The 12197-nt window shown below is 63.4% G+C and carries 9 protein-coding genes; 5 read left to right on the plus strand and 4 right to left on the minus strand.

The annotated features are described in order from the left end of the window. Positions 1-63 precede the first annotated feature (63 nt). Genes thrC through ACX36O_RS08115 form a run of 3 tightly spaced genes read right to left on the minus strand, consistent with a single transcriptional unit; the run spans position 64 to position 4112 of the window. Positions 64-1491 carry a threonine synthase gene (thrC, locus tag ACX36O_RS08105; RefSeq protein WP_371686631.1) on the minus strand — a complete coding sequence of 476 codons (1428 nt, stop codon included), beginning with the start codon at positions 1489-1491 and terminating at the stop codon, positions 64-66. Further along, positions 1491-2816, minus strand: coding sequence for a homoserine dehydrogenase (locus ACX36O_RS08110; protein WP_213360892.1), 1326 nt, complete (start codon positions 2814-2816; stop codon positions 1491-1493). Before ACX36O_RS08110 ends, thrC begins: the two co-directional genes overlap by 1 nt. A gap of 42 nt (positions 2817-2858) precedes the next feature. Next, entirely contained in the window at positions 2859-4112 is a 1254-nt protein-coding gene (locus ACX36O_RS08115) for a pyridoxal phosphate-dependent aminotransferase (protein WP_371686630.1), read from the minus strand. Between the two features lie 98 nt (positions 4113-4210). Here ACX36O_RS08115 and ACX36O_RS08120 point away from each other — a divergent pair, with 98 nt between their 5' ends. From ACX36O_RS08120 to pabB, 4 genes are all read left to right on the plus strand, one after another. Then, complete coding sequence (locus ACX36O_RS08120; protein WP_213360907.1) at positions 4211-4588, plus strand: Mth938-like domain-containing protein; 378 nt, start codon at positions 4211-4213, stop codon at positions 4586-4588. Positions 4589-4787: 199 nt separating this feature from the next. Then, positions 4788-5294, plus strand: coding sequence for a peroxiredoxin (locus ACX36O_RS08125; RefSeq protein WP_213360908.1), 507 nt, complete (start codon positions 4788-4790; stop codon positions 5292-5294). A 197-nt stretch (positions 5295-5491) separates the two neighbouring features. Beyond that, on the plus strand, positions 5492-7351 hold the full coding sequence (locus ACX36O_RS08130; RefSeq protein ID WP_371686629.1) for a PhoH family protein: 1860 nt from the start codon (positions 5492-5494) through the stop codon (positions 7349-7351). Positions 7352-7354: 3 nt separating this feature from the next. Then, entirely contained in the window at positions 7355-9274 is a 1920-nt protein-coding gene (pabB, locus tag ACX36O_RS08135) for an aminodeoxychorismate synthase component I (protein ID WP_371686628.1), read from the plus strand. A gap of 117 nt (positions 9275-9391) precedes the next feature. Here the strand turns inward: pabB and dnaB are convergent, their stop codons facing one another. Then, positions 9392-10801 (minus strand): replicative DNA helicase, encoded by a 1410-nt coding sequence (gene dnaB / locus ACX36O_RS08140; RefSeq protein WP_213360911.1) that lies wholly within the window; start codon positions 10799-10801, stop codon positions 9392-9394. A gap of 226 nt (positions 10802-11027) precedes the next feature. Here dnaB and ACX36O_RS08145 point away from each other — a divergent pair, with 226 nt between their 5' ends. Beyond that, positions 11028-12149 (plus strand): beta-ketoacyl-ACP synthase III, encoded by a 1122-nt coding sequence (locus tag ACX36O_RS08145; RefSeq protein WP_213360912.1) that lies wholly within the window; start codon positions 11028-11030, stop codon positions 12147-12149. Positions 12150-12197: the final 48 nt, after the last annotated feature.

Here is a 12197-nt window from a genome sequence, read left to right on the forward strand (position 1 = left end):
GCGGATGGTATTGTGACCAGGACGCCGACGCGCGACGCCCTGACACACAATTGCGCTCGCGTCTTACACGCAGGCCTGGCGGATGATCTTCTTGATGCCGTCGGCATCCGCCTTGACAACCTGCACACGCTTGGGCAGATCCTCGATGCCGGCAAATTTGGCCGGCACTTCCGGCTGGCGGCCCAGCGCCTCGGTGATGGTATCGGCAAACTTGATCGGCAGCGCCGTTTCCAGCACGATCATCGGCACGCCGGCCTGCACGTGCTCGCGCGCCACCTTCACGCCGTCGGCGGTGTGGGTGTCGATCATGGTGCCGAGGCGGTTGTAGCAATCGCGGATGGTGTCCAGGCGGTCGGCGTGGGTGCTCTTGCCGCTGACGAAGCCGTAGCGGCTGGCTGCCAGCGGGAACACCGGATCCTGGCTCAGGTCGAAGAAGCCCTGGCTGCCCAGCTGCTTGCCGAACAGCTCCGCCGTGCGCTTGGCATTGCGGCCCAGAAGATCGAACACGAAGCGCTCGAAGTTGCTGGCCTTGCTGATGTCCATGGACGGGCTGGAGGTTTCGTAAGTGTCGGCGCTGGCACGCACGCGGTAGACACCGGTGCGGAAGAATTCGTCCAGCACGTCGTTCTCGTTGGTGGCCACCACCAGATGCGCAACCGGCAGGCCCATCATGCGCGCCACATGGCCGGCGCAAATGTTGCCGAAGTTGCCGCTGGGCACGGTGAAGCTCACCTGCTGGTCATCCGACTGCGTGGCCTGGAAATAGCCGGCAAAGTAGTACACCACCTGCGCCAGCAGGCGCGCCCAGTTGATGGAGTTGACGGTGCCGATCTTGTACTGGCGCTTGAATTCCAGATCGTTGCTGACGGCCTTGACGATGTCCTGGCAGTCGTCGAACACGCCTTCCACGGCCAGGTTGTGGATATTCTCGTCCTGCAGGCTGAACATCTGTGCCTGCTGGAAGGCGCTCATGCGACCGTGCGGGCTGAGCATGAACACACGCACGCCCTGCTTGCCGCGCATGGCGTACTCGGCCGCGCTGCCGGTGTCGCCGCTGGTGGCACCCAGGATGTTGAGCTGTTCGCCGCGGCGGCCCAGTTCGTATTCGAACAGGTTGCCCAGCAGCTGCATGGCCATATCCTTGAAGGCGATCGTCGGGCCGTTGGACAGGCCCTCGATATTCAGGCCACCCTCGAGCGCACGCACCGGCGTGATCTGCGGCGTGCCGAACACCTCCTCGGTGTAGGTCTTGTCGCAGATGGCCTTCAGGTCGGCCGCCGGAATGTCGTCGATGTAGAGCGAGAGGATGGCAAAGGCCAGCGCCGCATAGCCCTGCTCGGCGTAGAGCTTGCGCCACTTCGCCAGCGTGGGGCCGTCGACCTGCGGATAACGCACCGGCATGTACAGGCCGCCATCGGGAGCCAGGCCCTCGAGCAGGATGTCGCAGAACTTGCGCGGAGTGGCATCGCCACGGGTGGACAGGTAATGCATCAGTTCAGCTCTTCCTTGCGGATACGGACGATGGGCTGCAGCACCGTGGGCGCAGCCTGCATGGTGGCGATGGCGGCATCCATGGCCGCCTCGGGGCACTCGTGCGTCAGGATGATGACATCGGTCTGCTCGGCGCCCTCACCGGCCACTTCATCCGCCTCGCGCTGGATGATGGCATCGATGCTGATGCCACGCTCGGCCAGGATGCTGGCGATGCGTGCCAGCACACCGGTCTCGTCGGCCACGCGCAGACGCAGGTAATAGCTGGTAACGACCTCGCCCATGGGCAGGATCTGGATATGGCTCTGCATGGAATCCGGCTGGAATGCCAGATGCGGCACGCGGTTGGCCGGATCGGAAGTGTGCATGCGCGTCACATCGACCAGGTCGGCAATCACGGCACTGGCAGTCGGCTCGCTGCCGGCGCCCTTGCCGTAGTACAGCGTGGTCCCCACGGCATCGCCATGCACCACCACGGCGTTCATGGCACCCTCGACGTTGGCGATCAGGCGCTTGGCCGGGATCAGTGTGGGGTGCACGCGCAGTTCCACGCCCTTGTCGGTGCGCTTGGTGATGCCCAGCAGCTTGATGCGGTAGCCCAGTTGCTCGGCGTAGCGGATGTCGGCGGACGACAGCTTGGTGATGCCTTCCACATAGGCCTTGTCGAACTGCACGTCCACGCCGAAGGCGATGGCGCTCATCAGCGTGACCTTGTGCGCAGCGTCCACGCCTTCGATGTCGAAGGTGGGATCGGCTTCGGCGTAGCCCAGTCGCTGGGCTTCCTTCAGCACCACGTCGAAGTCCAGGCCCTTGTCGCGCATCTCGGACAGGATGAAGTTGGTGGTGCCGTTGATGATGCCGGCCACCCACTGGATGCGGTTGGCCGTCAGGCCCTCGCGCAGCGCCTTGATGATCGGGATACCGCCGGCGACGGCTGCCTCGAAGGCCACCATCACGCCCTTCTTCTGGGCGGCGGCAAAGATTTCGGTGCCATGCACGGCCAGCAGCGCCTTGTTGGCAGTGACTACGTGCTTGCCATTCTCGATGGCCTGCATCACCAGGTCCTTGGCAATGGTGTAGCCACCGATCAGTTCGATCACGATGTCGATGTCCGGGCGCTTGACCACGGCGAACGCATCCTCCACCACTTCGGCACGGTCCCCCACGATGGAGCGGGCGCGCCCGGTGTCACGGTCGGCCACCACGGCAATCTCGATGCCACGGCCGGCACGGCCCTTGATTTCGGTCTGGTTGCGTTCCAGCACGGTGAACACACCGCTGCCAACGGTACCAATGCCCAGCAGGCCCACTTTGATCGGATTCATGTCGCGTTCGTTTTCTGTTTGTCGTGATACGGGAAAGAGGTTTCAGGCGGCGGCAGCGGCAAGTGCAGCGGTGGCCGCATGGCGTTTGCGGTAGCCTTCCAGGAATTTGGCCAGGCGGTTGATGGCCTCGCGCAGGTCATCCTCCTGCGGCAGGAAGACGATGCGGAAGTGCTGATTGTCGGGGAAATTGAAGCCCGAACCCTGCACCAGCATGACACGGGTGGCCTTGAGCACTTCCAGGAAGAATTCGCGATCATCGGCGATCGGATACATGGCCGGATCCAGGCGGGGGAACATGTACAGCGCAGCCTGCGGCTTGACGCAGGTAACGCCGGGAATCTTGGAAATCAGCTCGTAGGCCAGATCGCGCTGGCGGCGCAGGCGGCCGCCCTCCTTCACCAGATCCTTGATGCTCTGGTAGCCGCCGAGCGCCGTCTGCACCGCCCACTGGCCAGGCACGTTGGAGCCGAGCTTGATGTTGGCCAGCATGTTCAGGCCCTCGATGTAGTCCCTGGCGATCGACTTGTCGCCCGAGATGTACATCCAGCCCGCGCGGTAGCCGCAGGCGCGGTAGGCCTTGGACAGCGAGTTGAAGGTGAGCGTGAGCACGTCGGTGGACAGGCTGGCCATGGCCGTGTGCTTGACGCCGTCATACAGCACCTTGTCGTACACCTCGTCAGCCATGATGATCAGGCCGTGCTCGCGGGCGATTTCGATGATGCCCAGCAGCAGTTCGTTGCTGTAGAGTGCGCCGGTCGGGTTGTTCGGGTTGATCACCACGATACCCTTGGTGCGCGGCGTGATCTTGCTGCGGATGTCGTCCAGGTCGGGCATCCAGCCATTGTTCTCGTCGCAGATGTAGTGCACCGGCTTGCCGCCCGCCAGGCTGGTGGCCGCCGTCCACAGCGGATAGTCGGGCGCAGGCACCAGCAACTCGTCGCCTTCGTTGAGCAGCGCGGTGGTGGCCGTGATGATCAGGTCGCTGGCGCCGTTGCCGATGTAGATGTCATCGAGCGTGACGCCCTGCACGCCCTGCTGCTGCGTGTAGTGCATGACCGCCTTGCGCGCAGCGAAGATGCCCTTGCTGTCGGAATAGCCGGCCGAATTGGGCAGGTTGCGCACCATGTCCTCGACGATTTCCTCGGGTGGCTCGAAGCCGAACGGCGCCAGGTTGCCGATGTTGAGCTTGATGATCTTGAGCCCCTCGTCCTCCATCTGGCGTGCCGCGTCGACGATCGGACCACGCACGTCGTACAGCACATTGGCAAGCTTGGAGGACTTCTGGATAGGTTTCACACCGGCTCCTGCAGGGTTTTTTGATGGGAAAACTATAATTTGACCACAATTTGCCGTTCTGGTGCAGCGCAGCAGTTGCGCCCCAACAAAGGACCCTCATGAAAATCCAGCCCGACCGCATGGATGTACAGGCCATCACTGCCCACGGACCGGGCTGGGTGGCCGTCGATCACCGCCAGTTCAAGGAGAGCCTGGTGCTCAGTTCCGACGGCTATCTGCAGCGCTGGAATTGCGACCGTTTCGAGGATCTCGGCCCCGAGCATTTCGGCGCGCTGGCCGAGCACGACTGCGAACTGGTGATCTTCGGCAGCGGCAACCGCCTGCGCTTCGTGCATCCACAATGGACAGCCGCGCTGCTGCAACGCCGCATCGGGATCGAAACCATGGATACCGCGGCGGCCTGCCGCACCTACAACGTGCTGGCCGGTGAAGGACGCAAGGTACTGGCAGCGCTGCTGGTCGAGCCCTCCGCCTGACATGGGGATTACACAGAGGCACGTTTTGGCAATTTGGTTTAAAATAGGGGTTTGGACAGCACTTGGCACCCGGCCTGCTGTCGTTTGAAGACGGGTCTGCGCCCAGCGTACAAACTGCGCCACCTCCGTTCAGGGCGATGGCGTTTCACCCCCCGATCCTGCCCCCGTCTTCCCTTACAAAAGAGAGATTGATACACACATGGCAATCGTCGTAGACAAGCTGATTCCCGAGTTCGACGCCAACGCTACCAACGGTGTAAAGGTCAGCAACACCTCCCACCTCGGCCAGATCGTTGTGCTGTTTTTCTACCCGAAGGACAATACCCCCGGCTGCACCACCGAGGCGATGGAGTTCCGTGACAAGTACAAGGACTTCGAAAAGGCCGGCGCCGCCGTCTTCGGCGTCTCGCGCGACAACATGACCTCGCACGACGGCTTCAAGGCCAAGCTTGAGCTGCCCTACGAGCTGATCGCCGATACCGAAGAGAAGATGTGCCACATGTTCGGCGTGGTCAAGAACAAGATCATGTACGGCAAGAAGGTCAAGGGCATCGAGCGCAGCACCTTCCTGATCGGCCCCGACGGCATCCTGCGCCAGGAATGGCGCGGCATCAAGGTCGCCGGCCACGTGGCCGAAGTGCTCAAGGCCGTCAAGGCCCTGAAGAAGACTGCTGCCGCTCCCGCTACGGCCGAACAGGCCGAGTAAGCGCCGAGCTCGGCCCGTCAGCAAGCCGCTCCGTGTGAGCGGCTTTTTTGTGCGCGCTTGCGCCTTGTGACAAGCCGGTGACAGAGGGCCGCGGCAACGATGTATATTGCAGGTGTATGAATGGCCGGGAACCCGGCGCATTCTTCCGGCATGCCAGCTGTGCATGTGTTCCATAGACTTGCGAGAGCCCTACCTACATGCCTTTGCCCCCCGCACCCAAGAAGCGTGCCAGTCTGCTGGATCCCAAGCTTCTGCCCGCCACCACTCCTGCAACCCTGGCTTCCGGCGCCCACACCCAGCGCCCTGCCGCCGAAGAAATCCCCGAAGCCGCTGCCGCTCCCGCAACCAGCCGCCGCACCCGCGCACCGCGCAAGAGCGATACCGTGCTGGCCGCCCATGCCGGCGAAGCCAGCGTGTCAGAAGTGCTGGATACCGGGGAAACCGCGACCGGCTCCGTGACAAGGCTGCCGGTAGCGGCGGTTGCTGCTTCCCAGCCCGCACCGGCGGCACGGCGCAAGACCGGCGCCACGGCCAAGGCCGCGGCCACCGAGGTGGCAGAGTCCCCGGTGGCTGCCAAGGCTCCGGCGGCCACCCGGTCGGCTGCCAGTGCGAAGAAGCCTGCCGCCGCCCGCAGCAAGGCGCGCAAGGCCACGGACGAACCGGCCAAGCTGTTCGTGCTGGATACCAACGTGCTGATGCACGATCCGATGTGCCTGTTCCGTTTCGAGGAACATGACATCTTCCTGGCATTGATCGTGCTGGAAGAACTGGACAGCCACAAGAAAGGCGTGACCGAGGTGGCACGCAACGTGCGCCAGACCAGCCGTACGCTGGACGCGCTGGTGGCCACCGTGCCCAAGCAGGATCTGGCCGACGGCATGCCGCTGGATGCGACCGGCCACAAGGAAGCGCGCGGCTGCCTGTTCTTCCAGACCGAAACGCTGAATTACACGCTGCCCAACACGCTGCCGCAAGGCAAGGCGGACAACCAGATCCTGGGCGTGGTCGCCGCGCTGCAGCAGGCGCATCCGGGCCGCGAGGTGGTGCTGGTGTCCAAGGACATCAACATGCGCGTGAAGGCGCGCGCACTGGGCCTGCCGGCCGAGGACTACCAGAACGACAAGACCCTGGACGACGACGAGTTGCTGTACAACGGCGCCCTCGCCCTGCCGGCCGACTTCTGGGAAACGCAAGGCGACGAAATCGAGAGCTGGAACGAAGGCGCGCATACCTTCTATCGCGTGCATGGGCCACTGGCGCAGCAGATGCTGATCAACCAGTTCGTGTATTTCGAGCAGCCCGGCGAGCCCAGCCTGTACACGCGCGTGGTCGAGATTCGCGGCAACACCGCGGTGCTCAAGACGCTGCGCGACTGCACCCATCCCAAACAGGCCGCCTGGGGCGTGACGGCACGCAACCGCGAGCAGAACTTCGCCATGAACCTGCTGCTCGACCCCGAGATCGACTTCGTCACGCTGACCGGCACTGCCGGTACCGGCAAGACACTGCTGGCCTTGGCCTGCGGCCTGACGCAGGTGCTGGACGAACGCCGCTATACCGAGATCATCATGACACGTGCCACCGTAAGCGTGGGCGAGGACATCGGTTTTCTGCCCGGCACCGAGGAAGAGAAGATGGGCCCCTGGATGGGCGCGCTGGACGACAACCTCGAGTTCCTGACCAAGGGCGGCGACACCTCCAGCGGTGCCGGTGAATGGGGCCGTGCCGCCACGCAGGAGCTGGTGCGCAGCCGCATCAAGATCAAGAGCATGAACTTCATGCGCGGCCGCACCTTCATGAACAAGTACGTCATCATCGACGAGGCACAGAACCTGACGCCCAAGCAGATGAAGACGCTGATCACGCGCGCGGGCCCGGGCACCAAGATCATCTGCATGGGCAATCTGGCGCAGATCGATACGCCGTATCTGACCGAAGGCTCTTCCGGGCTGACCGCGGTGGTGGACAAGTTCAAGGGCTGGCCGCATAGCGGGCATATCATGCTGGCCCGCGGCGAGCGGTCGCGCCTGGCGGATTTTGCGAGTGAAGTGCTGTAAATCTTGGCGCGCTTGATTCCCGATCCGGAACGGCTGGTTTTCGTTACCGATTTTCCGCACAGCCGCGGCGGCGTGCAGCGGCTGCGCTTCAGTCGTCCGCGTGAGTTGCTGCTGGCCTGGCAGCCTGACGAGGTGTTGCCTGTGCTGGCGCGGCTCGAGCAGGCGACGGTGGCCGGCTTGTGGGCGGTGGGCTATCTGGCCTACGAGGCGGCTGCCGGGCTGGATGCGAAGCTGGCGCAGAGCACGGCGGCGCCGGAAGAACCGTTGCTGGCCTTTGCGCTGTTCGATCATCCGGATGGCGAGCCGGAGTTTGCACTGGGCAGCCAGTGCCATGCTGCCGGCCCCCATGCGCAGATGGCAGCGCCGGCGCCGATGCCATCGTGGCAACTGAGCGAAGATGGCGCGACCCACGCCGCAGCGGTGGAACAGATTCTCCAGGCCATTGCCGCGGGCGACTATTACCAGGTGAATCACACACTGCGCTCGCTGGCACAGGTGCCGGATGGCTATCCGCTCTGGCATTACTACGAGGCCTTGCGGCAGCGCCAGCAGGCCGACTATTGCGCCTTTCTCGATTGGGGCGACTGGCAGGTGCTGTCGCTGTCGCCCGAGCTGTTCTTCACCTGGAACCGCGCAACCGGGCAGATCAGCACGCGCCCGATGAAGGGCACCGCTCCGCGTGGCGCCACGCCGGAAGCGGATCTGGCGGCTGCGCAGGCCTTGCGCTCCAGCCCCAAGGAGCGCGCCGAGAACGTGATGATCGTGGATCTGCTGCGCAATGACCTGGGCCGGATCGCGGTCACGGGCAGCGTGCAGACACCCAAGCTGTTCGAGACCGAGCCCTACCCCACGCTGTGGCAGATGACGAGCACGGTGCAGGCCATCAAGCGGCCGGAAATTGGCCTTGGAACGCTGATGCAGGCGCTGTTTCCCTGCGGCTCGATCACCGGGGCGCCCAAGCGCAAGGCGATGGAGGCCATAGTGGCGCTGGAAGGAAGCCCGCGCGGCGTGTATTGCGGGGCGCTGGGCATTGTCAGCCCTTATCGGGCAACCTTCAATGTGGCGATCCGGACGGTGTTTGCCCATGACGGACATTTGCGTGGCGGCGTTGGAGGCGGCATCACCTGGTCGTCGGATGCGGAAGCGGAATATGCCGAGGCGCAGCTGAAGGCGCGCTTTCTGCAGACGGCCCCGGTGGCTGCCGCAGAGCCGGAGCTGCTGGAAACGCTGCTGCTGGTCGACGGGCGCTATGCGTTGCTGCCTTTGCATCTGGACCGGATGACGGCGTCCGCGATTGCCCTGGGATTCCGGCCGCTGTCGCCGGCAGCGCTGCAGCGGGAACTGGAGACGTATGCGTGCGCGCATGCTGCCGGCACGTGGCGCGTGCGCCTGTTGCGATCGGCAGAGGGAGAGTTGCGGGTCGAAGGAGTGCAACTGGAAAGCGCCCGTTCTGACGATCTTCGCAATTGGGATACTACCGGCCTCGCCCCTGCTTCCTGGCTGCGCGCTCCCCGCATTGGTTCGGAGCTCGGCACCCTCCAGCAGATTGCACTGGCCAGCGCACCCAATGCCGAAGCCGACACCCCATGGCTACGCCACAAGACGACACAACGCAGCCACTATGAGCGCGAAACTACCTTGCACGCGCATGCCTGGGATGTGCTGCTGCACACCCCGGACGGGAATGTCACCGAGTGCACGCGCGGCAATCTCGTGCTGCAGATGGCGGATGGACATTGCATCACGCCTCCGCTGACCCACGGGCTGCTTCCGGGCACCTTGAGGGAAGCCCTGCTGAACCGCCGGTTGATCGAGGAGAGGCCGATTCCGCTGCAGCGCCTTTTGACACCAGAGCCTGGCGACCGCCTGTGGTTCATCAACAGCGTGCGGAGCTGGGTCGCTGTCAGTCTGCAGTCCAGCTGAACAAACGTTCCGCAGGCCTCGTTCCCGGTGGCATATGCTGGAAACAACCCTTCGCCGCCATGCCGCAATGAAAATTTATGATCAGGCTTTTCAACTCAATAAAACCCCGATCAGGAATCAATATTCATCTGCCATGCTCGCCAAACTTTCGAACTTGGTTAGCGGCTTGATAAATGCGAGCTTCACCGTTCCCGTTGGCCCGTTACGCTGCTTGCCGATGATGATCTCGGCCACGCCGGGTTCGCGACTTTCCTTGTTGTAGTAGTCGTCGCGGTAGATGAACATGATCACGTCTGCGTCCTGTTCAATCGCGCCCGATTCTCTCAGGTCGCTCATCATCGGCCGCTTGTCGGTACGCTGCTCGACGCTGCGGTTGAGCTGGGACAGCGCAATCAGCGGGCATTGCAGTTCCTTGGCCAGCATCTTCAGGCCACGGGAGATTTCGCTCAGCTCGGTCGCGCGGTTCTCCGCCGCTGCGCTGCCACTGCCGCTCATCAGCTGCAGGTAGTCCACCACGATCAGGCCCAGCTTGCCCTGCTGGCGCGCCAGTCGCCGCGCGTTGGCACGCAGTTCGCTCGGCGTAAGGCCCGGCGTTTCGTCGATGTGCATGGATACGGTGCGCAGCTTCTCGATCGCCTCGGTCAGGCGCGGCCACTCCTCGTCGTGCAGCTTGCCGGTACGCAGGCGACCCTGGTCGATGCGGCCGATGGAACCCACGATACGCACGGCCAGCTGCGCAGCGCCCATTTCCATCGAGAACACCGCCACCGGCAGCCCTTCGGCCAGCGCCACGTGCTCGGCGATGTTGATTGCGAAGGCCGTTTTCCCCATCGACGGTCGAGCCGCCAGAATGATCAGATCCCCCGCCTGCATGCCGCTGGTCATGCGGTCCAGATCGTAGAAGCCGCTGGGCACCCCGGTAATGTCGTTCGGGTTGTCCGCCATTTCCTGCACGCGGTCCAGCAGGTCGACCACCAGCGATTCCATCGGCTGGAAGCCCTCCTTCATGCGCGAGCCTTCCTCGCCGATCTTGAAGATCTTCTGCTCGGCTTCGTCGAGGATTTTTTCGACCGGCGTGCCCTGCGGGTTGAAGGCCTTGGTGGCGATTTCATCGCTGGCAGTGACCAGTTTGCGCAGAATGGAGCGCTCGCGCACGATCTCGGCATAGCGCCGGATGTTGGCAGCGCTGGGCACGAACTGCGCCAAGGCGTTCAGGTAGACAAGGCCGCCCACCTCCTCTGCCTTGCCCAGGCTCTGCAGAGCCTCGAATACGGTGATCACGTCGGCCGGCTTGGAGGCGTTGATCAGCTTGCCGATCGCCTCGAACACCAGCTGGTGCTCGTGCCGGTAGAAGTCGCTGGCGATCAGCAGGTCGGCCACGCGGTCCCAGGCATTGTTGTCGAGCAGCAGGCCGCCCAGCACGCTGGATTCGGACTCGATGGAATGCGGCGGCACGCGCAGCTGTGCCACCTCCCGGTCCACCGGTTGCTCGAAATCGTATTGCCCGTAATCCTCGTGGTCTGTCACAGCTGTTCCTGGTTCAATGCCCGTCAACCCTGCATCGTAATGCGTTTGGGACCGGCGCGTTGTGCACAAGCCTGTGGACAAGCTGTGTGCGGAGCGTGCACAAGCATCGCCGAACCATCCCGCTCCCCAGGGGAAATCCTCCGACTTGTACACAGGCGCTTGCTTGCCCGGCCTGCGCACCAAAGCGTACAATCGTTCGATTATTCTCTCATCAGATATGCACGCCATGTATCAAGCCGCCATCAGCGGAACCGGCCTGTGGGTCGCTCCGCACACCATCAGCAACGCCGAACTCGTCACCGCCTACAACGCCTATGTGCACCAGGAAAACGAGAAGCATGCCGAGGCGATTGCCGCGGGTGAGCGCAAGGCCCTGCCGGAATCGAGCGAGGAATTCATCGTCAAGGCTTCAGGCATCAAGCAGCGCTACGTGATCGAGAAGGAAGGCATTCTGGATCCGACCCGCATGCGTCCGCGCCTGACGCCACGCCCGGACGACCAGCTTTCGCTGATGGCCGAAATCGCCGTGGCCGCTGCAACGCAGGCGCTGGAAAACGCTGGCCGCAAGGGCGAGGATATCGAGATGGTGGTCTGTGCCGCCTCCAACATGCAGCGCCAGTACCCCGCCATGGCGATCGAGGTGCAGAACGCCATCGGCGCAAAAGGCTACGGCTTCGACATGAACGTGGCCTGCTCGTCGGCCACTTTCGGGCTGGAGCAGGCGGTGAATGCCGTACGCACCGGCCAGGTCAAGGCTGCGCTGGTAATCAACCCCGAAATCACCTCGGCCCACCATGCGTGGATGGACCGCGACTGTCACTTCATTTTCGGCGACGTGTGCACCGCGCTGGTCATCGAGCGCGCCGATCTGGCGACCTCGGCGAACCGCTGGGAAGTGCTGGGCACGCGCCTGGCCACCCAGTTCTCCAACAACATTCGCAACAATGCCGGATTCATGAGCCGCAGCGAGGACCGCAATCCCGAAGACCGCGACCAACTGTTCATGCAGGAAGGGCGCAAGGTGTTCAAGGAAGTGTGCCCGATGGCCGCCGAGCATATCGCGAACCAGCTCGAAACCCTCGGCCTGACGCCGGCCCAGGTGCGCCGTTTCTGGCTGCACCAGGCCAACCTGAGCATGAACCAGCTGATCGGCAAGCGCCTGCTGGGCCATGAGCCGAGCTTTGACGAAGCCCCGGTGATTCTGGACGAGTTTGCCAATACGGCATCGGCCGGCTCCATCATCGCCTTCCATCGCCATAGCCAGGATCTGCAGGCAGGCGACGTCGGCGTGATCTGCTCGTTTGGTGCCGGCTACTCGATCGGCAGTCTGGTCGTGCGCAAACAATAAGCGCCGGACGTATATATTCTTTGGATATATATACATCATCATAAAATC

The organism is Brachymonas sp. KE5, from assembly GCF_057773645.1.